Annotated in this window: 22 protein-coding genes and 1 tRNA gene; 13 read left to right on the forward strand and 10 right to left on the reverse strand. The window is 73.7% G+C overall.

What is annotated here, in order from left to right:
* Positions 1-60 precede the first annotated feature (60 nt).
* The gene (locus tag BIU94_RS14810; protein WP_175472142.1) at positions 61-1290 is read left to right on the forward strand and encodes a hypothetical protein; all 1230 of its coding nucleotides are present in this window, start codon (positions 61-63) and stop codon (positions 1288-1290) included.
* 39 nt (positions 1291-1329) lie between these two features.
* On the opposite strand, the gene BIU94_RS14815 is transcribed toward BIU94_RS14810, so the two are convergent.
* Entirely contained in the window at positions 1330-2367 is a 1038-nt protein-coding gene (locus tag BIU94_RS14815) for an amidase domain-containing protein (protein WP_083404881.1), read from the reverse strand.
* A 109-nt stretch (positions 2368-2476) separates the two neighbouring features.
* On the opposite strand from BIU94_RS14815, the gene BIU94_RS14820 reads away from it, so the two are divergent.
* Positions 2477-2860, forward strand: a complete 384-nt coding sequence (locus BIU94_RS14820) for a hypothetical protein (RefSeq protein ID WP_071262588.1) — start codon at positions 2477-2479, stop codon at positions 2858-2860.
* Between the two features lie 28 nt (positions 2861-2888).
* Here BIU94_RS14820 and BIU94_RS14825 read toward each other — a convergent pair whose 3' ends face one another.
* The 6 genes from BIU94_RS14825 to galU all read right to left on the reverse strand — a co-directional run bounded on the left by BIU94_RS14825 (position 2889) and on the right by galU (position 9287).
* The gene (locus BIU94_RS14825; RefSeq protein ID WP_139196414.1) at positions 2889-4166 is read right to left on the reverse strand and encodes a PP2C family protein-serine/threonine phosphatase; all 1278 of its coding nucleotides are present in this window, start codon (positions 4164-4166) and stop codon (positions 2889-2891) included.
* A gap of 79 nt (positions 4167-4245) precedes the next feature.
* Positions 4246-6141 carry a hypothetical protein gene (locus BIU94_RS14830; RefSeq protein ID WP_071262590.1) on the reverse strand — a complete coding sequence of 632 codons (1896 nt, stop codon included), beginning with the start codon at positions 6139-6141 and terminating at the stop codon, positions 4246-4248.
* Between the two features lie 168 nt (positions 6142-6309).
* A tRNA-Ala gene (locus tag BIU94_RS14835) sits at positions 6310-6382 on the reverse strand.
* A 73-nt stretch (positions 6383-6455) separates the two neighbouring features.
* Positions 6456-7547 carry a hypothetical protein gene (locus BIU94_RS14840; protein ID WP_071262591.1) on the reverse strand — a complete coding sequence of 364 codons (1092 nt, stop codon included), beginning with the start codon at positions 7545-7547 and terminating at the stop codon, positions 6456-6458.
* A 99-nt stretch (positions 7548-7646) separates the two neighbouring features.
* Positions 7647-8306, reverse strand: a complete 660-nt coding sequence (locus BIU94_RS14845; protein ID WP_071262592.1) for a GNAT family N-acetyltransferase — start codon at positions 8304-8306, stop codon at positions 7647-7649.
* Positions 8307-8396: 90 nt separating this feature from the next.
* Positions 8397-9287: a UTP--glucose-1-phosphate uridylyltransferase GalU gene (galU, locus tag BIU94_RS14850; protein WP_071262593.1), complete on the reverse strand. Its 891-nt coding sequence runs from the start codon at positions 9285-9287 to the stop codon at positions 8397-8399.
* Positions 9288-9401: 114 nt separating this feature from the next.
* On the opposite strand from galU, the gene BIU94_RS14855 reads away from it, so the two are divergent.
* The 3 genes from BIU94_RS14855 to mscL all read left to right on the forward strand — a co-directional run bounded on the left by BIU94_RS14855 (position 9402) and on the right by mscL (position 10849).
* Complete coding sequence (locus BIU94_RS14855) at positions 9402-9986, forward strand: 5-formyltetrahydrofolate cyclo-ligase (protein ID WP_071262594.1); 585 nt, start codon at positions 9402-9404, stop codon at positions 9984-9986.
* Between the two features lies 1 nt (position 9987).
* A complete protein-coding gene (locus BIU94_RS14860; RefSeq protein ID WP_071262595.1) occupies positions 9988-10275 on the forward strand; it encodes an FmdB family zinc ribbon protein in 288 nt (95 codons plus the stop codon).
* Positions 10276-10348: 73 nt separating this feature from the next.
* The gene (gene mscL, locus BIU94_RS14865; protein WP_071262596.1) at positions 10349-10849 is read left to right on the forward strand and encodes a large conductance mechanosensitive channel protein MscL; all 501 of its coding nucleotides are present in this window, start codon (positions 10349-10351) and stop codon (positions 10847-10849) included.
* Positions 10850-10940: 91 nt separating this feature from the next.
* Here the strand turns inward: mscL and BIU94_RS14870 are convergent, their stop codons facing one another.
* Together BIU94_RS14870 and BIU94_RS14875 are read right to left on the reverse strand one after the other, a co-directional pair.
* Positions 10941-11525 carry a CDP-alcohol phosphatidyltransferase family protein gene (locus tag BIU94_RS14870; protein WP_071262597.1) on the reverse strand — a complete coding sequence of 195 codons (585 nt, stop codon included), beginning with the start codon at positions 11523-11525 and terminating at the stop codon, positions 10941-10943.
* 323 nt (positions 11526-11848) lie between these two features.
* A complete protein-coding gene (locus BIU94_RS14875; protein WP_254784824.1) occupies positions 11849-15562 on the reverse strand; it encodes an AAA family ATPase in 3714 nt (1237 codons plus the stop codon).
* Positions 15563-15910: 348 nt separating this feature from the next.
* On the opposite strand from BIU94_RS14875, the gene BIU94_RS14880 reads away from it, so the two are divergent.
* The 7 genes from BIU94_RS14880 to BIU94_RS14910 all read left to right on the forward strand — a co-directional run bounded on the left by BIU94_RS14880 (position 15911) and on the right by BIU94_RS14910 (position 24762).
* The gene (locus tag BIU94_RS14880; protein ID WP_071262598.1) at positions 15911-16783 is read left to right on the forward strand and encodes a CoA ester lyase; all 873 of its coding nucleotides are present in this window, start codon (positions 15911-15913) and stop codon (positions 16781-16783) included.
* Between the two features lie 10 nt (positions 16784-16793).
* Positions 16794-17267, forward strand: a complete 474-nt coding sequence (locus BIU94_RS14885) for a DUF6264 family protein (protein WP_071262599.1) — start codon at positions 16794-16796, stop codon at positions 17265-17267.
* Positions 17268-17277: 10 nt separating this feature from the next.
* On the forward strand, positions 17278-19689 hold the full coding sequence (locus BIU94_RS14890) for an FtsX-like permease family protein (RefSeq protein ID WP_071262600.1): 2412 nt from the start codon (positions 17278-17280) through the stop codon (positions 19687-19689).
* On the forward strand, positions 19686-22508 hold the full coding sequence (locus tag BIU94_RS14895; protein WP_139196415.1) for a hypothetical protein: 2823 nt from the start codon (positions 19686-19688) through the stop codon (positions 22506-22508). Before BIU94_RS14890 ends, BIU94_RS14895 begins: the two co-directional genes overlap by 4 nt.
* Positions 22505-23362 (forward strand): ABC transporter ATP-binding protein, encoded by an 858-nt coding sequence (locus BIU94_RS14900; RefSeq protein ID WP_071262602.1) that lies wholly within the window; start codon positions 22505-22507, stop codon positions 23360-23362. The genes BIU94_RS14895 and BIU94_RS14900 overlap by 4 nt, the downstream gene beginning before the upstream one ends.
* Complete coding sequence (locus BIU94_RS14905; protein ID WP_071262603.1) at positions 23359-24027, forward strand: ABC transporter ATP-binding protein; 669 nt, start codon at positions 23359-23361, stop codon at positions 24025-24027. Before BIU94_RS14900 ends, BIU94_RS14905 begins: the two co-directional genes overlap by 4 nt.
* 105 nt (positions 24028-24132) lie before the next feature.
* Positions 24133-24762, forward strand: a complete 630-nt coding sequence (locus tag BIU94_RS14910; RefSeq protein ID WP_254784821.1) for a DUF6518 family protein — start codon at positions 24133-24135, stop codon at positions 24760-24762.
* Between the two features lie 88 nt (positions 24763-24850).
* On the opposite strand, the gene BIU94_RS14915 is transcribed toward BIU94_RS14910, so the two are convergent.
* Entirely contained in the window at positions 24851-25450 is a 600-nt protein-coding gene (locus tag BIU94_RS14915) for a GNAT family N-acetyltransferase (protein WP_083404883.1), read from the reverse strand.
* A gap of 320 nt (positions 25451-25770) precedes the next feature.
* Here BIU94_RS14915 and BIU94_RS14925 point away from each other — a divergent pair, with 320 nt between their 5' ends.
* Positions 25771-26649, forward strand: coding sequence for an aldo/keto reductase (locus tag BIU94_RS14925; RefSeq protein ID WP_071262607.1), 879 nt, complete (start codon positions 25771-25773; stop codon positions 26647-26649).
* Positions 26650-26673: the final 24 nt, after the last annotated feature.

The raw sequence follows: 26673 nt of genomic DNA on the forward strand, positions 1-26673 counted from the left end.
GTCCGGCCCGGCGCTCGACCGGGTGCGGGGCAGCTGCCGTGGTCTGGGAGGATCGGACGGGTGACGAGCGTGGCGGAGACGAGCCGGGCCTCCCGGCCGGGGGAGCACCGTCTGCTGACCGGACGGCACCACGCGTGGCGTGCGCCGCTGCTGCTGTGGCTCGGCTCGCGGGTGGTGAGCACCACGCTGCTCGCGACGGTGTACCTGCTCGCGACCGCGAACGGCTGGCCGTTCGCCTCGTACCGGCGGGATCCCTCGTTCTTCACGTTCTCCGGGTCGTGGGATGCGTCCTTCTACCGGACCATCGCGGAGCACGGGTACCCGACGACGCTGCCCCTGGACGGAGCCGGGCACGTGGCACCGAACGCCTGGGCGTTCCTGCCGGTGTTCCCGGCGGTCGTGCGTGCGCTGATGACGGTGACCGGCGGGTCGTTCTGGGTGATCGGCGTCCTCGTCGCCACCGCAGCGGGGGCCGGGGCGTGCGTGCTGCTCTACCGCCTGGTGCTCGCGGTCGGCGACGAGCGGCGTGCGCGGTGGGCGACGGCGCTCTTCGCCTTCGGGCCGACGGGGTTCCTGCTGCAGGTGGCCTACGCCGAGAGCCTGCTGCTCGTGCTGCTCTTCGGGGCGCTGCTGGCGCTCGTGCGGCGACGGTACTGGCTCGTCGCGCCGCTCGGCGTGGTGGCCGCCTTCACGAAACCGGGGGTCCTCGCGCTCGCGGTGGCCCTCGCCGTGCACCTGGTCGTCCGGTGGGTCGAGGCGCACCGGACCGGGCGGGCGGCGGCGGTGTTCCCGTGGCGGGAGCGGTCGGTGATCGTGGCCTCGGGGCTGGTCGTGGCGGCGGCGGGACTCGCGTGGCCGGTCGTCGCGTCGGCGGTGACCGGGCGGCCGGAGGCGTACCTCGAGACCGAGCTGTCGTGGTGGGTGGGCTTCGTCGGCCGGCAGCACTTCGCCCCGCTGACGCCGTGGTTCACGATGGCGACGACGTGGCTCGGTCCGCTCGGTGCCGTGCTCGTCCTGGCGGTGGTGGCCGGGGCGGTGTGGTTCTTCCGGCGTCGGGACGTCCGGGCGCTCGGCGTCGACGTGTTCTCGTTCACTGCGTCCTACGTGCTGTACCTGTTCGCGGTGTTCCTGCCGCAGCAGTCGCTGCCGCGGCTGCTCATGCCGACGGCGCCGCTGCTCGGGTCGGACGTGTTCGTCCGGACGCGGCGGCGGGCGGTGACGTGGCTGGTCGTGGGGGTGTGCCTGCAGCCCGTGGCGATCGTGCTGCTGTGGTTCCTCGGGTACCCGTGAGTGGCGCGGTGGCTGCGACGGTGCGGCGGCTGCGGCGCCCTACGCGTCGAACGTGTGGAACCAGGCCGTGCCGCCGGGGTGCTGCACGGTGATCATCTCGTCGAGGTCGCGGTACGGGCCGTCCTGGTTGTGGCTCGCCGACTTGATGCGGATGGTGCCGTCGGGCTCGGTGAAGACCTCGGACACGATCGTCGTGTGGTCCGGCGAGTCGTTGTCGTTCCAGTCGTAGAACACGATGTCGCCGACCTTGACCTTGTCGCGTTCGTCCAGCGAGCGGCGCGTCAGTCCGAACTCGGCGGCGTTGGCCGAGAGCCACGGGTCCATCGTCGGGCAGTAGGTCCAGGTGGCCGAGTGCTCGGCCCCGGCGGCCCGGTTGTACCAGTCCGACCGCTGTTCCCAGCCGCGGGCGATGAGGGTCTGGCTGACGTAGTTCGCGCAGTCGCCGCCGATCGGGTTCATCGTGCCGTACTCGGTGAGGTTGTAGTCCTCCCAGTACCGCATCGCGTACGCGAGCTGCCGATCGACGTCGGTGAGCGCCGCGTACGCCAGTGACGTGGTGGCGACGGCGTCCGATGCGTCCGGGACCGGTGCGGCGGCCGGCGTCGGGGTGGCGGTGGCGCCGTCCTGCGTCGCTCCCGTCTGGCCGTCGTTGGCCGCGCTGCCGTTGCCGTCCGAGGACCGGTTCGCCGAGGGGCTCGGCTCGATCGTGTCGGTGAACAGGGCGACGTCGGCGTCCCCCGCTGTGTACATGGCCTGGTGGGGAGCGGTGAAGGTCACCGTCGTCGCCGATGCCTGCACGTCGCGCGCCGCGACACCGCCGACCGTGACGCCCTTGACGGCCGCGAGGCCGGATCCCGTGACCGTGACGGTGACGCCGCCGGCCAGTGGCACCTGGGCCGGGCTGAGGGCCTTCGCCGTCGGCGAGGCCGCCTTCGTCGGGCGCTTCGACCCGCCGGAGCTCCGCCCACCGCCCGTGTCGTCGCCGTCACCGCCCGACGAGCACGCGGCGACCGCGAGTCCGATCCCGGCGACGCCGGCGAGGGAGAAGAGGGCGCGGCGGTTCATCGAGGCAGTCATGACCCGTCCAGCGTAGGCGACGCACCCGACGCCCGGACAGTGCATGATCGTGTGCGGGGGGCACGTGTCCTCCGCGTGCGGACCGCAGCCTCCGGAAGGACCACCACACATGCCCGAGAGCCACGACTTCTTCGTCGCCACCGACCCCGAAACCGCTCGGGCGCAGGTGCGCACCGCCCTCACGAACGAGGGCTACACCGTCGACGACGGCGAGCAGGGCGCACTCCGCGCAACCCGGGGCAGCATGGGCCTGACGCTGCTCATCGGCGGCATGGCGAACGACCGCACCTTCCACACCCGTCTCGACGTGCAGATCATGGTGGCGCCGGACGGCCGGACCGTCGCCCGCCTGCTCCGCGGGTCCGGCAAGTCGGCGCTGAAGGGCGGCGCGCTCGGCATCTCCCGCGGCAACCGCGCGTTCGAGCAGGCCGCCAACGCGATCCACGCCACGTTCACGCAGGCGGGGGTCCTGACGGACAGCTTCGCGAGCTGACCGCGGTCGGTCTCCGCCGTCCCGAGGGTCAGCGCCCGTCGTAGCGGACCGCGAGCACGGTGACGTCGTCGTCGTGCTCGACGTCGTCGCCGAGCGCGCCGATCCCGGTGACGAGGTCGTCCGGGTCGGGGTGCGCGGTCGCGAAGGCGCGGAAGGCCTCGAGCGCGTCGACGTCGCCACCGAACAGGTCGAGCACCCCGTCGCTGACGCTCACGACGACGTCACCGGGCAGGAGCGTCGTGCGCGCCGAGGTCCAGGCGGTGTCGACGCCGATGGGCAGGTCCCCGGACCGCAACCACTCGCTGCCGCCCGCCCGCCGGAGCAGCAGGTTGAGCCCGTGCCCGGCGTCGGCCCACCGCGCGGTGCCGTCCGCGGCCACCCGGAGGTGGAAGCACGTCGTGAACTGGTCCGTCGACGCGTCACCCGTGTCGGTGCTGAGCGCGCCCGATGCCGCCGCCACCGACGCCGCGGGATCGGCCGCGTCCACGCTCGTGCGCATCACCGACCGGACCACCGCGGCGATCATGCCGGCACCGGCCCCCTTGCCCATCACGTCGCCGAGCGTGAAGGCCGCGCCGTCGGACGTCGGGAACCAGTCGTAGAAGTCGCCGCCGACGGACCGCGCCGGCAGGCAGACGCCCCGCACGGTGAACTCGGCGGGGATGCCCACGTCCGACCCGGGCAGGAGCGCCCGTTGCACGCGTGCGGCCTGACCGATCTCGCTCTCGGCGATACGGCGCAGCTGCTGCGCGGTCCTGAGGCGGAGGGCGGCCTGACGGGCGAGCTCGTTCGTCACCCCGGCGACCGCGGCGAAGACCAGCAGCACGAAGACCAGGCGGACGAGTTCGCTCGCCAGGATGTCACCCGGGTCGAGGACGATCGGCAGCAGGAACGTCACCGCCGTGCCCGCGAGCGGGTACACGATGTGCCGGCGACCCGGTCGCGCGGCGATCCAGATGAGCGGGAGCAGGATCGCGGCGAGGAACACCGACCGTGCGTCACCGGTGCCGAAGCGGAGCAGACCGATCGCGACGAAGTCGAGCGCAGGGACGAGCAGTTCCACGGCGAGCAGCGCCGGGCGGCACACGATCAGGGCGGTGGCGGCCAGGCCGAGGAGCGCGAGCACGACCCCGCTCCACATGGCGGGGCCGTTCGTGACCTCGAGCCAGGGCAGCAGGACGCTGCTCACAGCGGCGACGACGGTGAGCCCGGCGATGACGGTCTGGTTCGCGAGCGGGGCGAAGCGCGCCCGGGACGAACGGTCCCGGTCCTGCTCGGACGGCGAGGGCGCGGTGGTGTCCGGCACGCTGAAGCGTGCCGTCACCGGTCCGCGTGACGGGGTCACGGCGGCGTCACCGCGGAGCGGCCGTCACGCCGCGCCCTGGTCAGGAGCAGGACCAGTCACGGTCGATCTTCGACGAGCCGAACGGGGTGACGTACTGCGTCATGAGAACTGGTCCGTCCAGGAGTGCTCTCGAGGAACAGGCGGCTTGGGCCTGATCGAGCCTTCCGTCGCCAATGGCGATCCAGCTGGGCAGCCTCTGCTTCCTCAGGGCACTTGTCGCCGGGATGTCTCCCATGATCTGACTGAACTGGTACCCAGTTGAGTACACCCCCGCCGAAGTCACCCCAGCGGCCTTGAGTCCGTCGACCATTCCCTGGAGTGACGCTTGATTCAGCGACGTCTTGATCTGCCACGACAGGCCCGTTTCGACATCGATCCACCAACGGTAGGAGGCAGGGTTTGACGGACCGTACTTCTTGACGTCGTCGAAGGCGCGCATGTACCCGTACATGTACGAGCATGCTGCGGTGGTCACTGGCTTAGTGGTTGATGTCTTGACACATGTGCCCAGGGGATTCGGTACCTGGACACCGGCGGGGTAGGTGTTCGAAGTGGGCCATTCCTTGGATCCAGGTTCCTGAGGATCGGAATTGGAGCCGAAGGCTCCCGGATTCGCTGCGAGCACGTAGAGCTGTGCCTTGGGTTGCTTCGTGCCCCCGATCGAGGACGCAGCCCAGCCGAGCTGCTGCTGGAAACACGTGTTCGAGGTGTTCCCCAAATCCCCGTTCACCCCGACGATGCCGAACGACTGGTCCGTCGGCACGCTCTTGCCGCACTGCGGGTACGACACGTCGACCCCGGTGCCGGAACCGCTCGACCCGTCCAGGAAGTACCCCACCACGTCGACGTACACGGTCGCCGAGCCGGCCGACACCTTGGCCTGCACCCGGCCCCCGGACGCGAGCGGCGCGATGAGGGCGTTGCCGATGGTCTGGCCCTTCGCGTAGACCTGTGTCGGGACGCTCGACGCCAGACCAGCGCCGACGACGCGGAGCGAACCGCCGACGGTCCCCTTGCCCACCTTCGCGTTGATCACGGCGGCGGTGGCGTTCCGGGGGACCCCGGCGGTGCCGGCGACGGTGATCGTCTTCGCGGTCGTGCCGGCGGCCACGGTGGCCGCGCGGACGGGGTGGGTGGACACGAACACTGAGCCGGTGCTGACCGGGGCGTAGTACCCGACGACGTCGGCGAGGACGCGCGCGGACCCGGAGGACACCCGCGCCTGCACCGCCCCGCCGGAGAGGCGGACGGTCGTGGTGTTCGCGACCGTGACGCCCTTCGAGTACATGACGGACACGACGCCGGCGTCGTTGCCGCTCGGGGTGATCCGCAGGCGGCCGGACGTCGCCGGACGCGACACGTCGGCCTGCAGCACGACCGCGGTGGCGTTGGTGGGGACCCCGGCCCGGCCCGCGACGACCACGCGGGTCGCGGTGGTCCGCACGGTGCCGTCGAGCACCTTCGACGGGGCGAGCGGCGTGTAGGTCGACCCGGAGGCGCTCGTGCCGTACCAGCCGGCGACGTCGAGCGCGACGGTGGCCTTGCCGGCCGAGACCCGCACCTGGGCCTTGCCCGAGGTGAGCCCGACGGTGGTCGTGCCGGAGATCGGCTGCGCCTTCGCGAAGTTCTGGATCGCGGGGCTCGCGGTGCTGCCCGCGGGTGCGACGCTGACGTACCCGGCCGCGGTCGGAGCGGTCACCGTCGCCGTGAGCACCACGGCGGTGGCGGTCGCCGGGATCCCGTTCCGCCCGCCGAGGGTGACGGTCGTCGCCGTCTTCGTGGCGGTGCCGGACCATGCCCGTGCGGGTGCCACGGGCGTGAACCGTCCGGTCGTCGGTGCCGCGGCCGACGCCGGCGCGGCCGGTGTGGCGACGAGCAGTCCGGCGGTGACGGCGAGCACCGTCCCGATCGATGCGATGGCGGTCCTGATGCGCACGTGCTCCCCCGTTCACGCGCCCTTGCGGCGCACCGGGAGTCTAGAGCGGTGCGCCGGACGACACACCACCACGATCCGTCGATGGACCGATCGGCCCATCTGGCATCCCCGGAACGCAGGACGGCCCGGAACCTGTCGGTTCCGGGCCGTCCTCGTGGTGCTGCTCGGTGGAGCTAAGGGGATTCGAACCCCTGACCTTCTCATTGCGAACGAGACGCGCTACCAACTGCGCCATAGCCCCGAGTGCTCGACCACACTAACACCCTCGGTCCGCCGATCCGAAATCGCCGGGCGCGGTCCGGGCGAGCCGCGGGTCAGACCGCGCGGCGACGACGCATGATCGCGTCGAGGTCGGCCTGCTGGTACGCGTCGTCGTCGATGACGCCCATGCCCGCCCACTTGCTGGGCGGCGCCGGGGGGCCGGTCGGCGCGGACGGCTCCTCGGCGACGAGTTCGGGCACGGCCGGCGCCCGCAGCCCCAGGCGCTCGGCCAGTCGCCCCTGGTCGTGCGCGGACAGCGACGCGGCAGCGTCCTCGAGCTCGGGCCGCATGCGCGACACCCGGGCGAGTGACGGGTCGGCGTCGCCCGCGCGGATCGCGGCGGCCTCGGCCTCGGCCTCGGCCTTGGCCGCGGCGACGCGCTCCTTCAGACGCGCGGCGAGTTCCGCCGACGACTCCGGTGACGGCGCGGGAGCGGACGGCCGTTCGACGTACAACGGCTTCGGGACGCGGTTCGGGGTCCAGCTCCGGTCCTGCGCGGGTTCCGCGGGCTGCTCGGTGGACAGCGGCGGTGCCGGGTCCGTCCACGCGGTCGCCGGCCGGGAGGCACGGCTCGCGCCCGCCTCGGCCGTCGCGATCCGCTGCTTCCGTGCCGTCGCCACCTGGTGCAGCTGGGCGAGGACCGCCGCGGACCCGCCCGCGGCGACGAGCCCGGCGACCGCGACGAGCCAGAGCGACGGTGCCGCGACCAGGACGACGACGGCGACGACGAGGCCGACCGTGCCGAGCAGGGTCGCGCCGAGCCGGGAGCGACGCATGCGCATCGCGGTCAGCGCCGGCACCGACGACGCGCGCTCGAGGACGGGGGCCTGCTCGGCGAGCCGGCGGGTGATCTCCCGCTGCCGCGCGGCCTCGTGGGCGCGGACGATGGCGGTGCGCTTCGCTTCCTCCGAGCGGGCGACGCGCTGCGCCTCGGCGAGGGACTTCGCGTTCATCTCGACGCGGACCTCCTCCGGCAGCTCGGCGGTCTGCGCGAGGATGCGCAGGGTCTGCTGCAGCCGGATCGCGTTCCGCTCGGTCGCGAGGTACTGCCGTCGGGCGGCCCACGACGGCATGAGGTAGACGAGCCAGAGCACGGCCGCGACGAGCAGCACGATGCCCCCGCCCCACGAGCCGATACCTGCCATGCGAACACGGTAGGGGCGCGGGTGACCCCGCCACGTGATTGCCGGACGCGTGTTGCGCGTGTCGCGACGGAATCCGTGGGACGCGCCACGGGCCTCCCGTCAGAGGTGCGGCGTCGTGTGCAGCGGCAGCGCTGCCTCGTCGCGGGCGGCGAGCGGCACGCTGCCCACGCCGGGCGGCACCTGCCCGCGGACCCAGCGTTCGAGGACGCCCTCGCGGACCTCCTCTGCGACGAGCGCGAAGCAGAAGTGGTCGCGCCAGTCCCCGTTGATGTGGATGTACCGGCGGCGGAGCCCCTCGTACCGGAAGCCGAGCTTCTCGACGACGCGCAGGCTCGGCGCGTTCTCGGGGCGGATGCAGATCTCGATGCGGTGCACCCCGACGGACCGGAAGCAGTGGTCGACGGCGAGGGCGACCGAGATCGGCGTGACGTTGTGGCCGGCGGCGCCCTCGACGACCCAGTAGCCGATCGACGCGCTCGCGAGCGAGCCGTAGGTGATGCCGGAGACGTTGAGCTGTCCGACGAAGCGGCCGTCGAGCTCCATCGCGAACGGCAGTCCGAGGCCGGCGCGGGCGTTGGCCTGCAGCGCGCGGATGCTGCCACGGACGTCGGTGGAGACCTGGCCGGAGGGGTTGGTGGCCTCCCAGGTGCGGAGCCACGACCGGTTGGTGGCCAGCGCGACGTCGAGGTCGCGGGTGTCACGGAGCCGGAGCGGCCGGATGGTGACCCGCCCGTGGGACAGGGTCGGGATCGTCGTCATCGCTCAGGTTCCTCCGGTGCCCCGCTGCTGTGCGGGACGGGTGTCCCGCTCGGACCCGGGACGTTCCGGGTCCGAGCGAGATGGGCCGACTCATTCGCCCGCGTTGAACTCCTTGAGCCACGACTTGAGGTCGGGGCCGAGGTCATCGCGGTCCGAGGCGAGCTGCACGATCGCCTTGATGTAGTCGAGTTTGTCACCGGTGTCGTAGCGGCGTCCACGGAAGACGACGCCGTACACGCCGCCGGTCCACTCCTCGGCGCTCGCCATCTTCATGAGCGCGTCGGTCAGCTGGATCTCGCCGCCCTTGCCGGGCTCCTGCTTCTCGAGAACGTCGAAGACCTCGGGACGGATGACGTAGCGACCGATGATGGCCAGGTTCGAGGGGGCCTCGCCCTGTGCGGGCTTCTCGACGAGACCGGTGATCTTCACGACGTCGTCGGTGTCCGTCTGCTCGACGGTCGCGATGCCGTACAGGTGGGTCTGCGACTCGGGGACCTCGAGGAGCGCCACGATGGTGGCGTTCTTCTCGCCCTGGACCTCGATCATGCGCTTGAGCAGCGGGTCGCGGGCGTCGATGATGTCGTCGCCGAGGAGCACGGCGAACGGCTCGCGGCCGACGTGCATCTTCGCGCGGAGCACCGCGTGCCCGAGGCCGAGCGGGTCGCCCTGCCGCACGTAGTGCATGTCGGCGAGGTCCGTCGACTGGTTGACCTTCTGCAGCTTGTCGTGGTCACCCTTCTTCTTGAGGGTCTCCTCGAGCTCCGACACGTGGTCGAAGTGGTTCTCGAGGGCGTTCTTGTTGCGGCCGGTGATCATCAGGACGTCGTGGAGGCCGGCGTCGACGGCCTCTTCCACCACGTACTGGATGGCCGGCTTGTCGACGACGGGGAGCATCTCCTTCGGCATCGCCTTGGTCGCGGGGAGGAAGCGGGTGCCCAGCCCTGCCGCTGGGATCACCGCCTTGGAAATCTGGAAGCCCATGGTCGAAACCGTATCCGATCACCCTTCCGAGAGCATGTCGTCGCTCTTGGGGACAGCGCTCCTGCGCGCTGCGCGGCGGGTTCCCGCAAGGCCGCGCTCGGTAGACTCCTCCGCATGACCGCCGATCTCGGGAACGAGAAGCGCGCCCTGCGAGCCGACCTCCGGCAGCGGCGGCGCACCCGGACCACCACCGAACGCGCCACCGAGAGCACGGCCCTCACCGCGACCCTGCAGCGCTTCGTCGAGGAGCGCCAGGTCACCTCGCTCGCCCTCTACCTGTCGGCGCCCGACGAGCCGGACGTCCGGCCGTTCCTGAACTGGGCGTGCGAGCAGGGGGTCCGGGTCCTGCTGCCGATCACCCGCGAGGACGGCCTGCTCGACTGGGCGGTGAGCGACGGCGAGAGCGAGACCGAGGGGATCGCCGGGGTGCCGGAGGTCGTCGGCGAGGTCCTCTCCCCCCTGGCGATCAACGACGTCGACGCGATCCTGGCGCCGGCCGCCGCGGTCGGGCACGACGGGGTCCGGATGGGCTGGGGCCGCGGGTACTACGACAAGACCCTCGGGTCCATGGCGAACCGCCCGCCCGTCTATGCTGTGATCTTCGACGCGGAGTACCTCGACGAGGTCCCGCGCGAACCCCACGACGAACCCGTGGACGGCATCATCACGCCGTCGCGCATCCTCACGTTCCGGAGCTGACGTGCCCACCTACTCGTACCGCTGCACGGAGTGCGACAACGCCTTCGACATCAAGCAGTCGTTCTCCGACGCCACGCTCACCGAGTGCCCGGTGTGCGGCGGTGCGCTCCGCAAGGTGTTCTCGCCGGTCGGCGTGACGTTCAACGGCGGCGGCTTCTACCGCACCGACTCGCGCCCGGCTCCGAAGTCCGAGGGCTCGAGCAGCACCCCGGCGAAGTCCGAGCCGGCGAAGTCCGCGCCCGCGAAGACCGAGTCGAAGCCGAGCACGGCGAAGCCCGCCGCGTCCTGACCACGACGCTGCTCCGTCTGTAGGTTGGGGCGGTCCGCCGGCCGGCGGCCGTCCTCGACCCGGAAGGAGTCCCGTGAAGGGCTTCAAGGAGTTCCTGCTCCGCGGCAACGTCATCGACCTGGCGGTCGCCGTCGTCATCGGTGCCGCGTTCACCGCGATCGTCACGGCGATCGTGAACTCGCTGATCAACCCGTTGATCGGTGCCGTCTTCAACGCTTCGAGCCTGGACGAGGCACTGGTGTGGAAGATCCCGACGGTCTCCGGCGGGCACGCATCGATCCTGTTCGGCGCGATCATCGGTGCTGCCCTCAACTTCCTCATCGTCGCGGCCGTCGTGTACTTCGCGCTCGTCGTGCCGGTGAACCACCTCAAGAAGGTGGCGTTCGAACGCGTCAAGAACGACGAGCAGCAGACCCCGCAGGACGTGCCCCCGACCGACGTCGAGGTCCTGCTCGAGATCCGCGACCTGCTCCGCACCCAGAACGGCGACTCCCCGAGCGCCGGCGGCGGTGCGCACGTCGCGCCGAGCACCGCTCCCGAGGGCCCGGGCATCGCCGGCTCGACGAAGCTCTAGCTCGACCCGGAATCAGGTTCCGGACACGCCACCACGAAGATCCGCGGCGCTGTGTCCGGAACCTGGTTTCGTACGCGGGGGGCGGTGCGCGTCAGACGGACGCGAGCGCGCGGCGCTTGCGGACCATCGCCACGGCGTACTGCGCGCCGGCGAGCACGTGGCCGGCGGTGCCGAGGTACACGAACACGAGTGCGACGACGCGCACCCACGGGGCGTTCTCGTCGACGGTGTGCACGGCCGAGAACAGCAGGACCGGCAGCCCGACGAACAGCAGCGCCGAGCGGACCTTGCCCGTCCAGGTGACGTCGAGGTCCGGGTTGCCGCGGAACAGCACGCTCGAGAGCACCGCGAGCACGAGGTCGACCGCCACGACGACGATGACGACGAACAGCGGCAGCAGCCCGGTCAGCACGAGGGACAGCACGATCGCGATGATCGCGAGCCGGTCGGCGACGGGGTCGATGGCCTTGCCGAGCTTCGAGCCCTGGTCGAACCGCCGCGCGATGAAGCCGTCCGCCCAGTCGCTCACGCCGATGACGACGAGGGTCACGAGGGCCCAGCCCGGGTGCCCGGCGACGACGAGCCACACGAACACCGGGATCAGCAGGAGCCGGACCAGCGAGATCAGGTTCGGCCAGGTCTGCCAGTCGGGTCGCTGCCGTACGGTGTCGCTCATCGCAGGCAAGGCTACCCGCTACCAGTGCGGCGGGACGTCGCGCCGGAGCTGGTCGTCGTTCTCGCCGTCGCGGTGGCGCGCCGGTTCCGGGGGCGCGTCAGGGACGTAGCCCGGCACCGGCTGGGTGGTGACGCGTCTGCGGCGCCGCACCGGGCCTCCCGGCCGCTCGCCCGCCTCCCCCGTCTCGCCACCGTCAGACGCTGGTCGCACGGGAGGCGCGACTGCCGACGCGTCGTCGGCCCGCGTCCACGTGCCCACCAGCTGGTCCGTCTCCGGCGTGACCGGACCGGCGGGCCGGGAGGCTCGCCGACTCGGCCGGGGGGTCACCGGCGTGCGGGGATCGGCGGGATGGAGATCTCCTGCGTGACGCCGCGGTCGACCCCGAGCACGGCGGCGACGGTGTCGGCGACGCGGTCCGGGTCGGAGAACAGCTGGAACGCGTGCACGCGGACGTAGTGCCAGCCCAGGCGACGCAGGACCTCGGGGCGCAAGCGCAGCGACTCGCGCAGCGAGCCCTGGACGAGCGACGCGTCGGTCTCGATCGTCACGCAGACACCGCCGTGCGCGGCCACCAGGCCGAGCTTGCCGCGGTGGCCGAGCGCGACCGGGATGCCGCGCATCTCGAGGCGGCGGGCCAGGTCGACGAGCAGCGGGTCGGAGTCGTCCGGCACGTACTCGGCGGTGGTGCGGGCGCGGACCTCGGCGAGGATCTCGGCCAGGGCGATGGTGCCGTGCCCCATCCGCTCGGCCTCGATGTCCGACGGCTGGAAGCACGTCACGATCACCATCGAGCGGCGCGCACGGGTCATCGCCACCGCGAGCAGCCGCTCGCCGCCCGGCTTGCCGAGCGGACCGAAGTCGCGCAGCACGCGGCCGTGCGGGGTGCGGCCGTAGCCGATGGAGAAGACGACCCGGTCGCGGCTCTGCGCCACGGACTGCTCGAGCGTCGCCACGATGAAGGGCTCGGCGCGGTCGCCGATCACGAACTCGGTCAGGTCCTTGTGGCCCTGCGCGGCGGTGAGCACGGCCTGCTCGACCCGGACGGCGTGCTTCGCCGACGCGGTGATGACCATGAGCGACTCGGTCGGACGGGTGCGGGCGTGGTCGATGACGAGCCGGACCACGCGGTCCACCTCGGCGTCGACGCTCTCGACGGCTCCGGACTCGGGGTCCGGCACAGCCTTGCCGTCGCTGACGTAGTCGAGCGCGATCGACCCGTGCCCGAGGAACGAACCGGCCCACGGCAGCGACTCGATCTTGCCGCCGTAGAAGCGGCGGTTGACGAGTTCGGCGAGGTCCTCGCCACCGGCGCGGTAGGAGCGCGAGAGCGAGAGCGTCGGCAGCAGCGTGGAGAGCTTCGCGAGCGCCGAGTCGGCGTGGAAGGCGTCGAGGGTGCCCTCGTCGACCTGCATCGCGCGGTGCTCGGGGTCGACGGCGATCCGGAACGGCGACGGGGTCTGCGTGACCGGGTCGCCGAACACGACGGTCTGCCGGGCGCGACGGACGGCGCCGACGGTCTCGGCGATCGTCACGGCACCGGCGTCCACCAGGATCACGGTGTCGAACGGCATCGTGTCGGCGATCTGCGGCACCTCGTACGGGCTCGCGAGCCAGACGGGCGCGATCGAGCGGGACAGGTGCGGCGCGGAGTCCTGCAGCAGGCGCGAGGTGATGGCGCCCTCGCGCAGCTGGGTCTTCAGCGCAGCGGCCTCGTCCGGCCAGTCGACGAGCCCGACCTTCCAGTTCTCGGCGAGCTGCCACGCCAGGCCCTGGGAGACGCCGGCCGCGTGCGCGTCGTCGACGAGGCGGAAGTCCGCCTCGACCCGGTCGAGCATGTCGGTGTTCGCGCCGAGCAGGGCGCGGTCCGACTCGAGCATCGTCTCGAGGGCGGACTGCCACCAGGCGAGCTCGAGCTCGGCGGGCACCTGGGTGTCCGGCACGTGGCGGTTCGCCAGGTCGCTGATGAGCGGCTCGAGCTGCAGGTCGCGCAGGGTCTGCATGAGCTCGGTGCGCTCCTGCAGGTTGTGCAGGACGTCGGACTCGGCGGCGAGTTCGGCGATCGTCGGCACGAGCTGGTCGACGGGCGTGTTCGCGAGCTGCCGGTCGCGCTCGGTGCGGCCGAGCGGCTCGTCGAGACGCGCGAGGTCCTCGACGACGTTCGAGAACAGCACCTGCACGTCCGCGATGCCGGTCGGGACCTCGGGGTTCACCCCGGCCGCGACGTAGCGCTGCCAGAGCACGCGCTGCTGCTGCACGCGGGTCAGGGCCTCGTGCAGGTCGGAGACGTGCACCCCCGGACGGACGTACTCGCGGGCGAGCTTCTTGAGCCGACGGCGGTTCGTGCTCGACATCGGGGCGCCCTCGCCGCGCGGGGCGGTGGCGGCGACGAGCTCGGACACCGACCGGTCGAAGACGACGGGCAGGAAGCGGTCGAGCGTGTCCCGGATCTCGGTGAGCAGGCGCAGGTAGATGCCGAGCTCGTTGATCGTCGTGAACTGGCGCATGTGCGTCGTGGCGACGAGGTCGTGCGCACGGCGGAGCAGGGTCGGCAGGCCGTCGGCGTCGAGGTCCTTCGCGATGCGGTGCGCGCGCTGGGCGCCGTCGCTCGACCCGAACTTCGCGCCGTACCAGGGCGAGTCGTCGGGGCCGTAGCGGAACTCGCCGAGGTTGGCGGCGCTCACCATCGTCTCGGCGACGCGCGGGCGCCCCTCGACCATGCTCGCCACCGAGGTCTTCGACAGGCGTGCCGTCGTCGACGGCGGGACCGGCAGCAGCGACAGGCGGGACAGCTCGACCAGGCAGTCGAGCACCGAGACGCCGAAGGCGCTGTCCTTGCGGGTCAGGGACCCGCGGTAGTCGGTGAGCACCTTGCGGAGCCGGACCAGGGCGTCGTCGACCTCGCGGAGGTTCGGTCGCGCCGCCTTCTCGTTGCGGGCGATGGCGCGGACGACGTCGCGGCGCAGGGTCGACGGCGTGACCGCGACCCCGGGCAGCTGGACCTCGCCGAAACGTGCGGCGATCCCGCGCAGCGTCGCCCGGCGGGGGCTCACCACGAGGACGCGCTTGTTTGCGGCGACGAGGCCGCCGAGCGCGTTGACGATCGTCTGGGTGCTGCCGGTGCCGGGCAGGGTCTTCACGACGATCGAGTTGCCGGCCGCGATCTGCGCGATCACGTTCTCCTGCTCGTCGTCGGCGTCGAGCAGCAGCGTGTCCGTCTCCGGGCTGCGCTCGTCGGACGGCGTCTGCTCGACCGGGTGGTACGACTGCTCGACCTGCCACTTCGCGCTCGGGTTGCCGGCGAGGGCGTCGAGCACCGGGTGGGACAGGTCACCGGTGTCCTCGACCATGCCGGTCGCGACCTCGGCGAAGGTGGACACGACGAGTCGCGCGTGCACCGAGAAGCCGGGGATGTGCGCCGTCAGCCCGCGCAGGCGGTCGATGACGGGGTTCGGCGTGAAGGAGCCGTCCTGCTGCGCGAGCGCCACGAAGGACTGCGCGTCGAGGATGACCCCGAACTGCTCGTGCAGCGCGTCGGCGAGGCCGGGGTTGAGCACCGGCTCGCCGAGCAGCCGGACCTCGAAGTCGCGGCCGTGCCGACGGATCGCCAGCGGGCGCAGGAGCACCGGCCCCCGGAAGTGCTCGTCGCCGTGCTGCCAGTCGGCCATGCCGATGCCGAGCTTCACGGCGTCGATGCCGCGCACGGTCGCGAGCTCGGTGCCCTTCGCCTCGACGTGCCCGGCGGCGATGCGCGCGGCGCGCAGGGCGACCTCGTCGCGGATCAGGCTGGAGAGCAGGGTGGTCTTGCCGGTGATGAACTGCGCGAGGCCGCCGGGGTGCGTCGTGGACAGTTCGATGCGGGCGCGCGGGTGGTCGCCGAAGTGGGTGAGCGGGCTGGTGCCGCCGACGCCGGTGAGCTGGGTGCGCCAGCCGTCCCAGGTGGGCTCCGCAGCGTTGCCGGCCTGGAGGCGCGGGTCGCCCAGGCTGATCGCGTGCGGGCTCGTCACCTGCAGTTCCGGGCGCAGGGTCCGGTCCGGCACGTCGGCGCGGTCCCGGTCGGGCTGCTCGCGCTGGTCGTCGTCGCCGGTCTCGTCGCGCTGCTCGCGCTGTCCGTCGCGTCCGGCCCCGTCGCGCTGCTCGCGCTGTCCGTCGCGTCCGGCCCCGTCACGCTGCTCGCGCTGGTCGTCGTTGCCGGTCTCGGGGCGCGCGGGGGCGCCCTCGACGGGGACGTCGTCGTTCACGTCGTCCCCACCGTCGGTCACCCTGTCTCGCCACACATCCGACACTGTAGGCGGAGTCGGAGCCGCGCTCCTGCAATGAACCGGAGGGTTTCCGGATTCGGCGGTCCGACACGCGGGGCCGAGGTCACGGTGTGGTACCAACGGGGCATGGCCATCGACGACCGCTCCGCCCCGCCCGCCCCCACGCCAGACCGGCGTCGATCCGTCCCCGCCGAGATCTCCCGCTCGTGGCTGCTCGTCTCGGGCACGGCGACCGACCGCTTCGAGAAGTCGCAGCGGTCCCGTGCCGACCAGATCATCCTGGACATCGAGGACGCCGTCGACCCCGCAGCCAAGCCGTCCGCGCGGCAGGGGGTGGCCGCCTGGCTGGCGGGCGGTGGCGAGGCCTGGGTCCGCATCAACGACGTCACCACCGACTTCTGGGAGGACGACGTCGAGGAGCTCCGCGGACTGCCCGGCCTGCAGGGCGTCATGCTCGCGAAGACCGAGTCGCCCGCCCAGGTCACCGACACCTGGCACCGCCTCGGCGGGCACACCCCGGTCATCGCGCTCGTCGAGTCGGCGCTCGGCATCGAGGAGTCGGTGTCCATCGCCCGTGCCCAGGGCGCGTTCCGGTTGGCCTTCGGCTCCGGCGACTACCGCCGCGACACCGGGACGAGCGCGGACATGCTCGCCATGGCCTACCCGCGGTCGCGGCTCGTCGTCGCCTCGCGCGTCGGCGACCTGCCCGGTCCGATCGACGGGCCGACCGTCGGGTCGTCGCACCCGATCCTGCGCGAGCAGTCGCAGGTCGCCGTCTCCCTCGGCCTCACCGGCAAGCTGTGCCTGGACACGGAGCAGCTCCCCGTCATCAACGAGGTCATCTCCCCCACGCCCACCGACGTCGCCTGGGCGCAGGACTTCCTCGACGACTTCGAGGCCCGCGGCAAGGTCGTCCGCGACGGTTCCGACCTCCCGCGCCTGGGCCGTGCGCAGAAGATCCAGCGCCTCGCCCGGGCGTTCGGCGTCGAGGCGCGGTAGGACTGCTCCCATGACCTGGTCGAACGTCCCCGGCCCGCCCCCGGGTCCCACCCCGGGCCCCACGGACGCCGAGCGCGCCGCGTGGGAGCGCGGTGGCAGCACGCTGTTCCCCGCCGGCAAGCTCGCCGACCGCATCTCGACGGTGCTGCTGCTCGCCGCCGGTGCCGTCCTGACGGCGGTCGCCGCGGTGGTCGCCATCGTCGCGGTCGCGTCGGCGACGGCCTCGTGCGACGCCGCGGCGGGGTGCACGCCGGGCGGGTACTTCACCGGCGCGGGCATCGCCGTGGGCGGCTCCTTCGTCGTCGGCGTCGCGACCGTCGTGCTCGCGATCGCCGCCTGGGTGCGCCGCCGCACGTCGTGGTGGATCGCGGCGATCGGCTTCGTGCTCGCCATCGCGATCGTCACCGTGGGCGGGGTCGTCTTCGCGCACGCCGTCGACGACGCGGACGGCACGTCGCCGGGATCGGTGTCGGCCTTGCCCTAGGTTCGACCCCGTGGGACCTCGTACCGCCGCACGGCATCCCTGGTGGGGACGCGCTCGGGAGCGCGCCGGCCTGCTCGCCCTGGACGCAGCCGTCACCGCGGCCGCGTCCGCGGCGGTCGTGCTGCTCGTCGTGCTGGGGCCCGCCGCAGCGGCGTCGCGGGCGGCCGCGGTGACCGATCCCGTCGCCGCCCGTGCCGCGGTGACCGTTGCGACCGCACTCGACGGCCTGGCCGTGGCGGTCGTCGTGGTGCTCACCGCGGTGGCCCTGGTCGTCGTCGCGCGCCGCGTGGGCGAGCACCGCGGCGCGGAGGACCTGCTGTACACCGCCCGCGGCGCCACCCGTGCCCAGCTCGGCCGGTGGGGTGCGGCCGAGGGCGCGCTCGTCGGCGTCGTCGGGTCCGCCGCCGGGGTCGCCGTCGGCACCGTGCTCGCCGTCGTCCTGGTCGGGCGGGTACGGGGTGCCGCCGCCGACCCGGCCCGTTCCGCGCAGCCCGACGTCGTCGTGCTCACCGCGGTCGCCGTCGTCGCCGTGGCGGTCCTCGGGAACGCGCTCGTGTCCGCCGTGCTCGCCGCACGCGCGCGGGACCGCCGGTCCGGGGTCGCCGGTCAGGTCGTCACGGCCGCCGTCCTGGTGGCCGCGGCCGCCTTCTCGACGTGGCGCCTGCTGGCGGGCGGGCCGCCGATCACGGTCGACGGGACCGCGGTCGCGGTCGACCCCGTCGCCGTGGTGGCCCCGGTCGTCTGGGTGCTCGCCGGTGCGGCCGTGGTCGTGCTCGTCGGCGCCGTCGCCGCCCGTGCGGTCGCCCGCGCCGTCCGCACGACCCGGGGACTCCTGCCGGCCGTCACGGCCCGCCGGACCGCGCGCTCCTGGAGCGCGACGGCGCCGGTCGTGCTCACCGCCGCGGTGGTCGCCGGCACGGGCGTGTTCGTCGCCGGCTTCGCCGCGACGGTGGCGGCCGTGGACGGGGCCACCGTCCGGGCGGTCGTCGGCACGGACGTCCGGGTGCGCGTCGACGGGGACGCGCAGGTGGGCGGACGGAGCGTGCTGCCGGACCTCCGGGTGCCCGGGGTCCGCTCCACCGCGGTGACGCCGGTGTGGACGGACACGGCGGACCTCGGTGCGGGTGACGCGCAGGTCGTCGCCGTCCCCGGTGCGCGCGCCGCCGCCGTCCTGCCGGGGGCCGCCGGTGCGGCGCTCGAGCGGGCACGGTCGACCACGCCGTCCGGTGTCCCCGTGACGGGCGACTCCGTCTCGGTCCGTGTGCGGACGGCGCCGGCGACGTTCGCCGGCACCACCCGGCCCGATGCCGTCGGCTCGGTGCGGTTCGACGCGTGGGTGGTCGACGGCGAGGGCACACCGGCGCTCGTCCCGCTGTCCGCGCCGTCGGGCGACGACGCCGTCCCCGTCGGTTCGTCCGGGGAACTGAGCGGGCGGCTGCCGGAGGGCGGGTCGGCCTGGCGCCTGCTCGCCGTCGAACCCACGCTGTCGTTCTCCTCGCGGCCGGCCGACACCGAGATCGTCACGGGGACCGACACCGAGCCGGCCCCGCGCCTCGAGGTCGAGGTCACGGCCGCGGTCGGCGGCGGCGACGGCGGGTCCGGCCGGGTCACCGTGCAGGACCTCGCACCGCCGAACCGGGTCGTGCTCGGGCCGGCTCCCGACCAGGAGCGCCTGCCCGTCGTCCTCACCCGGACCCTCGCCGACGAACTGGACGTCCGGACCGGTGCCGACCTCGACGTCACCCCCGCCGCGACGAGCAGCACGCTCCGCACGACCGTCGTCGCCGTGGTGCCGTCGGTGCCCGGCGCAGCGAGCCGATCCGCACTCGCGCTCGACCTCGGCGCCGTGGTCGCGAACTCGATCGACGGCGGCGCGGTCGACGCCGGCTCGCCCGTCCCCCGGGCCGACGAGCGGTGGATCGACACGTCGGACCCGGCGGCGGTCGCGCGGGACCTGCGCGGACAGCTGCCCGGCGACTCCACGGTGACGACGCCGTCCGCCGTGCGCGCCGCCCCCGTCGTCGGCACCGCCGTCCTCGGGCTCGCGGCGGTGGCCCTGCTCGGCGGGCTCCTCCTCGTGCTCGTCACCTCGATGTCCGTCGCCGGGCCCGACCGGTCCCGACCCGCGCTCCGCGCCGCCGGGGTGCCGGCGAGCGCCTCCGCCCTCGCCCGGGCCACCGCGCTCGCCGTCACCACCGGACTCGGGGTCGTCGGGGGCACGCTCGCCGGCCTCGTCGCCGTCGCCCTCACCGTCACGCCCTTCGCGCTCGCGGCGGTCCCGACCGCCGACGGCCTGGTCGACACCGCGCCCGTGGTCGCGTCGGCGACGACGTGGACGACCCCGACGCTGCTCGTGCTCGCGGTCCTCGCGGTCGCCGCCTCGGTGCTCGTGCGCGGACGCCGGGCGGAGGGCCGCCCGTGAGCCGGGACGACGTCCGGCCCCGGCGGACGGCGCGGGCACGACCGGCGGGCCGACGAGCCGCCGTCGGCCGGGTGGGCCGGGCGCACCGGGGACCGCTCGCCGCCGTCGCCGCGGTGACGTTCGCGGCGACCCTGCTCGGCGTGCTCGTCGTGCCCGTGCTCGCGGCGCTCGGGACAGCGGGCACCCAGCACGACCTCGGACGGGCCACGGCTGCCGAGCGGGACCTGCAGGTCCGCTACACGGCGACCGAACCGTACGGCCCCGACCCCCAGGGTGCGCTCACCGGTGTCGGCGACTCGCTCGCCGACGCCCGCGCCGGCATGCCCGCCCTGCTGCGGTCCGTGACGGGGCCCGGCGAGTACTACGCCCAGACCGACCCGTTGCAGCTCGACCCGGAGCCGTCCGCACCACCGGCGTTCGTGTCGCTGACCGCCGACCCCGGGTTCGCGGGTCGGACACACGTCACCTCCGGACGGGCACCGCGCGCCGCCGACAGCGAACGTCGCATCGAGGTCGTCGTGTCACCGGCGGTCGCCGAGGCGATCGGGTGGCGTGTGGGCACGTCCCGCACCGTCACGGACACCGGCGTCGCCGTCGAGCTCGTGCTCGTCGGCCTCTACGCGGCGAATGACCCCGGAGCCGACGCCTGGGAGCAGACACCGGCGACCCTGCGCCCCGCTGCCGTTCCGTTCGGTCCGGGGGGCACGGCCGCGTCCGGTGTCGCCTACACCGCCACCGACTCGTTCGCCGCCGTCGCCCGGACGCGCGTGACGACCGGTCGCGGCTGGTTCCCGCTGCGGACGGACGCGGTCTCCGCCGGCGACCGCACGGAGATCGCCACCCAGGTGCGGCAGGTCCTCGCCGGCACCACCCCCCTGTCGTCGACGGTGACCTCCGCGGCGCGGATCACCACGGGGCTGCCCGACCTCCTCGACGCCTCCGCCGCGCGGGACGCGAGCGTCGGGACGCTGACCGCGGCACTCGGGTCCGGTCCGCTCGTCGCCGTGGTCGGGGTGCTGGTCCTGCTCGCCCGGATCACCGTCGACCGCGACCGCGAGCGGTGGCGACTGCTCGCGGCGCGCGGCGCGGACCGACGCCTCCGCTCGACGCTGGCCGCCGGGCTCGTCGGGGCGGCCGCCGTGCCCGCCGCGGTGCTCGGGGCGGCGACGGCCTGGGCGGTCGCGACCCGGACGAACGTGCTCCCCCAGGACACCGCGGCCGCTGCGACCACCGCGGCGGCGACCGCAGCCGTCTGCGCCCTGCTGCCCTGCGCGCTCGCCGCGCTGGTCGTGCCCGGCCGGGACCGACGCGTCGGGGCCCTGCGCCTCCGCGGACTCCTCGAGGGCACGGTCGTCGTGCTCACCGTCGTCGCCCTCGTCGTCACGCTCCGGTCCGGGATCGCCACAGCCACCCCGGGTGGCGGGGTCGACCCGCTCGCGGCGGTCCTGCCCGTGCTGCTGGCCGCCACCGTCACCGTCGTCGCGGTCCGGGTCCTGCCGACGGTCCTCGGTGCGGTCGTCCGGCGCCGGCGCGCGCGGGCCACACTGCCCGGCTTCCTCGGCGCCGTCACCGCCGCGCGGACCCACGGCACGAGGACGGTCGCGCTCGCCGTCGCGGTCGCCGGGTTCGCGGTCGCCCTGTTCGGCAGCGTCGTCGGCAGCACGCTGGAGGACGGGCTCGACCAGGCCGCGCGGCGCTCCGTCGGCGCGGACGTCTCCGTCGAGTCGACGGCGCTGGACGCCGAGCGCGTGACCGCGTTGTCCAGCGTCCCCGGCGTCGGGCCGGCCGTGGGACTCTCGACCTCGGGCTCGATCGACCTGACGACGCCGGCCGGCCGCGTCACGGCGTCCCTCGTCGTCGCGGACTCCGCGCGCCTGGCGACGGTGCAGCGCGGGGTGCCCGGCGCCGTCCCCGTGCCCCGGGCGCTGCGCGGGTCGGACGCCCGCGGCGTGCCGATCCTGGTGTCGGAGACGCTGGCCGCCGAACTCCCCCGGGTCTCCGAGGTCGGGGGGACGACCGTGCGGGTCGTCGGGACGGTGCCGGACACGTCCGCGTTCACCCTGACCAAGCGGTGGGCCTTCGTCGACGACCGGTACGCCGACGCGATCACCTCGACCGGCAGCGTGGACCGTGTCCTCGCCCGGCTCCGGCCCGGTGCCGAGGCCGACCGGGTCGCGGCGGCACTCGAGCGCGCCGGGGTCGACGACGGGGTCGCCGTGCGGACGACGGCGAGCGTCGCCCGGCAGCTCACCACCGATCCCCGTGTGCCGGGCGTCCGGGCGATCGCACTCGTCGCCGCCGGCCTCGGCGCCCTCGTCGGGGCCGGGGCGCTCGCGCTCGCCGGCGTCCTGGCCGGTCCCCGACGGCGCGAGCGCGGTCGGCTGCTCCGGGTCCTCGGACTCGGGAGCCGCGAGGACCGGCGGGTGGTCGCCACCGAGGCCGCGCCGACGCTCGTCGCCGCGTTCGCCACCGCGCTGGTCGCCGCAGCCCTGGTCGTGGCGGTGACGCTGCCCGCGGCGGACCTCCGGTCCTTCACCGGGAGCCCCGTGCGACCGCCGGTCGCCGTCGACCCGCTGCTGCTCGCCGGGACCGTCGCCGTCGTCGTCGGGGCGCTGTTCGCGGTCCTCGGGGTCGAGGTCGCCGCCGGGACCGTCCGCGGTGGCGGGCGGCGACCCGTTCGCTCCGCGCGGCACGGTCGCCCACCGGGGGCGTCCGGCCCCGCGCCGCGACGACGGGCCGCAGACCGGGACGACCCGACGCGCGGCCGCCACCGCGCACGACCGACAGCGAACCGACCAGGGAAGAGGGACCGTCCATGAGCGAGACCGACGACATCGTCTGCCGTGACCTCGTGCGGATCTACCGCTCGCAGGACGTCGAGGTGCAGGCGTTGCAAGGACTCACCCTGACCGTGCGACGCGGCGAGATGGTCGCGGTCGTCGGCGAGTCCGGCAGCGGCAAGTCGACGCTGCTCGGCATCCTCTCGGCGCTCGACGAGCCCTCCGCCGGCACCGCCGTGGTGGCGGGGACCGACCTGACCGGCCTCTCGACGAAGGGCCGGACGGCCTTCCACCGGCACGCCGTCGGGTTCGTCTGGCAGCAGACCGCCCGCAACCTCATCCCCTACCTGACGGTGGCGCAGAACATCGCCGCGGTGCTCGCCGTCGCCGGTGTCCGGGGCCGCGCGCGCTCGGAGCGCACGGACGAGGTGCTCGCGTTGGTCGGCATGACCGACCACGCACAGGCCCTGCCCGAGGACCTGACGGGCGGCCTGCAACAGCTCGCCGCGATCGGTGTCGCCCTGGCGAACAGCCCACGGGTGCTGCTCGCCGACGAACCGACCGGGGCCCTCGACCGCGCGAGCGCCCGTGCCGTCCTCGCCACGATGCGGGCGGTGAACGAGGCGGCCGGGGTGACGATGCTCGTGGTCACCCACGACGAGCAGGTGGCGTCGCAGATCCGGCGGACCGTCCGCATCAGGGACGGCCGGACCTCGACGGAGACCATCCGCGACGACCTCGGCGCCGGACCCGGTGCGGAGTACGCCGTCGTGGACGCCGCGGGGCGGCTCCAACTGCCGGAGTCGTTCCAGCGCGCACTCGGCCTGCACGACCGTGTCCGCCTCAGCCTGCACGACGACCACGTCGCGATCCGACCGGGGGCCGACGCGTGAGCACCACACCGTTCCTGGTCGCCTCCGGCGTCGGACACGACCACCGCAGCCCCGCCGGCCCGGTCCACGCGCTCGACGGCGTCGACCTCGTCGCCGACCGCGGGGAACTCGTCGTCGTGCACGGCGCGTCCGGCTCGGGCAAGTCGACGCTGCTCCAGGTGCTCGGCGGCCTGGTCCGGCCGAGTCGCGGGACGGTCCTGCTCGACGGCGTCCCCCTCGCGCGGAGCTCCGAGGCCGAGCTGCTCGCCCTGCGACGGGACCGCGTCGCCTTCGTGTTCCAGGACTTCCGGCTGCTGCCCGAACTCACCGCCGCCGAGAACGTCGAGGTACCGCTCCGCATCGCGCGCACGGACCCGGCCGAGCGCGACGACCGGGTCCGCGCCGTCCTCGCCGACGTCGGGTTGGCCGACCACGCCGCGCAGCGCCCCGACCAGCTCTCCGGCGGGCAGCAACAGCGTGTCGGGGTCGCGCGCGCCGTCGTGGGCCGACCGGGCCTGCTGCTCGCCGACGAACCGACCGCACAGCTCGACAGTGTGACCTCGGCAGGCATCGTCGACCTCATCGCCCGGCTCGTCGAGCGCGACGGGCTCACCGCGGTGGTCACGTCCTCGGACGACGCGTTCGCCGAGCGGGCCACCAGGATCGTCGAGCTGCCGGACCGCTGACCCGGGCCCGGCCGCACGGCGTCCGGGCGCCGGGACGACCGGTGGTCGCGCGGCGCGGTGACCAGGCGACGCGGTGCTCAGGCGCTGCGCCCCAGAATGATGACCATGTCTCTCGACCCGCTCGTGACCCGCCGCCGCGTCGGAGCGCTGCCCGGCATCGCCCTGGCCCTCGTCGCCAGTGTGGTCCTGGGCGCGGCCACGTTCTTCGCGCAAGGAGTCCTCCCCGACCTCATCAGCTCGTTCGCCAACTCTGCGAGCGGGTGGACCCTGGTCACGGCGGCGCTCGTCTGGTCGCTCCGCCAGCGGACGGGGGTGTCAGCAGTGCTCGGGGCCGTCAGCTTCGTGGGCCTCGTCGCCGGGTACACGATCGCGTCGGAGCTCCGCGGGATCCACTACGGCCCGCTCGTGTTCGGCGTCATCGGGCTGGTCGTCGGCCCCTTCGTGGGGGTCGCGGCTGCGTGGCTGCACCGGCGTGAGCAGCGACCGGCCATGGGTGCCGCCGTACTCGCCGGGCTCGCCACCGGCGAGTGCGTCTACGGGCTCACCGTGGTCGCGGAGACCACGTCGCCGTTCTACTGGATCCTCATCGGCGTGCTCGGGACCGCGCTGCTCGCCGTGGTCCTGGTCCGTCACGTCTCCCGGCCGGCGATCCGGGTCGCTGCGATCATCGCGACCGCCGCAGTCGCCGTGGCGTTCTGCGCCGTGTACACGGCCGTCGGGCTGCTCGCGTTCTGACGATCGGCCGGCATCGCAACGGCGGCACACGGCGCGGTTCGAGGATGACGGCCGACAGGTCGTCCGCTGTGCTGCCCGGAGCGACCGTTCACCGAGACGGGTGGATGGGGACCGCCGTCAGCTGCCGGACCCAACGTTCTTCGTGGAGCCCGGTCCCCGGATCGACCTGCTGGTCCCCTCGGCGCTCGAAGCCGTGCTTGGCGTAGAAGCGCCGGGCCCGCTCGTTGCACGAGAACACGAGGAGGTGCGCATCGTCCTCGGCGAGCGCGGCCGTGAGGAGGCTCGACGCGACACCGGCTCCGTGCGCCTCCCGATCGACGTACAAGGAAACGAGCTCGAGGTGCGGCAAACCGGCTGGGACGTCAGCGCTGCGACCGGTGCTCGCGACGCCGAGGACGCGCCCGTCGAACGACTCCGCCACGAACACGAGCCGGCTGCCGGTGTCGATGCGCTCGGCCCAGCGCTCCGCCGCGGAACCGGCGGACCGGGCGTCCAGGAACGAGTCGGGGACGATGCCGCGGTAGGTCTGCTCCCACGCGAGCGTCTGGAACAGCCCGATCGTCGCGGAGTCCTCGACACGGGCCTGCCGGATGCGCACCACCAGACCGGTGTCGAGGACGCTTCTTCCAGGCACTGCGTCGCCCCGCATGTCGTGGGGAGCGTTGCCGGTGTGCACGGGGGACGACATCGCGACATGCTACCGGCGCGGAACGGCGGATCGACGACCGCGGGAGCAGTGACGGGGCTCAGCGGTGTCCACTGGTCGCCGGCCGTCACGGTCCTCGTCACCGGTGCCGAGGACCCGCTCGACGTGGTCGACCGCGCACCCGGATCGCTCGCACCGCGTGGTGCTGCGTGCCACGACGACGACCGAGGTCGCCGGATCCGTCGCGCTCGGGCTGCGACCGTCCGCAGCAGGCACGCGCCGCCGACTCCGTGTGCGACCGGTGGCGTGTGCAGCGTCCGCATGCTGGGCGCCCTGGACGGCGAGCGGCGCATGCTGGGCGCATGAAGCAACGAGTCATCGGAGACGTGTCCGTCAGCGCCATCGGTCTGGGCGGCATGCCCATGTCGATCGAGGGTCGGCCGGACGAGAGTCGGTCGATCGCCACCATCCACGCCGCGCTCGAGGCCGGGGTCACCCTCATCGACACCGCGGACGCCTACCACCTGGCGGCCCACGACGAGGTCGGGCACAACGAGGAGCTCATCGCGCGTGCGGTCCGTGAGTTCCACGGGCAGACCGACGAGGTCCTCATCGCGACGAAGGGCGGTCACCTCCGCCCCGAGGCCGGTGCCTGGGCGCAGAACGGGCACCCGGAGTACCTCAAGGAGGCCGCGAAGGCGTCGGCGAAGCGCCTCGGCGTCGAGGCGATCGGGCTGTACCAGTTCCACCGCCCGGACCCGGCGGTCCCCTACGCCGAGTCGGTCGGCGCGCTCGCCGAGCTGCTCGACGAGGGCGTCATCCGGATGGCGGGCATCTCGAACGCCGACCCCGACCAGATCCGCACCGCGAACGAGGTGCTCGGCGGACGGCTGGCGTCGGTGCAGAACCAGTTCTCGCCGGGGTTCCGGTCGAGCGAGCCGGAACTCGAGCTCTGCGACGAGCTCGGCATCGCGTTCCTGCCGTGGAGCCCGCTCGGCGGGATCACCGGCGCGGCCGACCTCGGCACCGCGTTCGAGGACTTCGCGTACATCGCCCGGGACCGTGGGGTCACCCCGCAGGTCATCGCGCTCGCCTGGGAGCTGCAGAAGAGCGACGTGGTCGTGCCGATCCCCGGGGCGTCCCGCCCGCAGTCGATCCTCGACTCGGTCACCGCGCCGACGGTGAAGCTCCGCCCGGAGGACGTCGCCCGCCTCGACGCCGCCGGCGCCGCCACGAGCTGACCAGCGACGCCGCCGCGGACGCCG

It is taken from the genome of Curtobacterium sp. MMLR14_006, from assembly GCF_001864985.1.
GTDB lineage: Bacteria > Actinomycetota > Actinomycetes > Actinomycetales > Microbacteriaceae > Curtobacterium.

Excerpts from the sequence above, each read along its gene's own strand:
- BIU94_RS14880 (WP_071262598.1), top strand. The coding sequence starts at position 15,911 with ATGGCCATCGACGACCGCTCCGCCCCGCCCGCCCCCACGCCAGACCGG.
- BIU94_RS14910 (WP_254784821.1), top strand. The coding sequence starts at position 24,133 with ATGTCTCTCGACCCGCTCGTGACCCGCCGCCGCGTCGGAGCGCTGCCC.
- BIU94_RS14845 (WP_071262592.1), bottom strand. The coding sequence starts at position 8,306 with ATGACGACGATCCCGACCCTGTCCCACGGGCGGGTCACCATCCGGCCG.
- BIU94_RS14870 (WP_071262597.1), bottom strand. The coding sequence starts at position 11,525 with ATGAGCGACACCGTACGGCAGCGACCCGACTGGCAGACCTGGCCGAAC.
- BIU94_RS14885 (WP_071262599.1), top strand. The coding sequence starts at position 16,794 with ATGACCTGGTCGAACGTCCCCGGCCCGCCCCCGGGTCCCACCCCGGGC.
- BIU94_RS14915 (WP_083404883.1), bottom strand. The coding sequence starts at position 25,450 with ATGTCGTCCCCCGTGCACACCGGCAACGCTCCCCACGACATGCGGGGC.
- BIU94_RS14900 (WP_071262602.1), top strand. The coding sequence starts at position 22,505 with ATGAGCGAGACCGACGACATCGTCTGCCGTGACCTCGTGCGGATCTAC.
- BIU94_RS14820 (WP_071262588.1), top strand. The coding sequence starts at position 2,477 with ATGCCCGAGAGCCACGACTTCTTCGTCGCCACCGACCCCGAAACCGCT.
- BIU94_RS14815 (WP_083404881.1), bottom strand. The coding sequence starts at position 2,367 with ATGACTGCCTCGATGAACCGCCGCGCCCTCTTCTCCCTCGCCGGCGTC.
- BIU94_RS14855 (WP_071262594.1), top strand. The coding sequence starts at position 9,402 with ATGACCGCCGATCTCGGGAACGAGAAGCGCGCCCTGCGAGCCGACCTC.
- galU (WP_071262593.1), bottom strand. The coding sequence starts at position 9,287 with ATGGGCTTCCAGATTTCCAAGGCGGTGATCCCAGCGGCAGGGCTGGGC.
- BIU94_RS14925 (WP_071262607.1), top strand. The coding sequence starts at position 25,771 with ATGAAGCAACGAGTCATCGGAGACGTGTCCGTCAGCGCCATCGGTCTG.
- BIU94_RS14840 (WP_071262591.1), bottom strand. The coding sequence starts at position 7,547 with ATGGCAGGTATCGGCTCGTGGGGCGGGGGCATCGTGCTGCTCGTCGCG.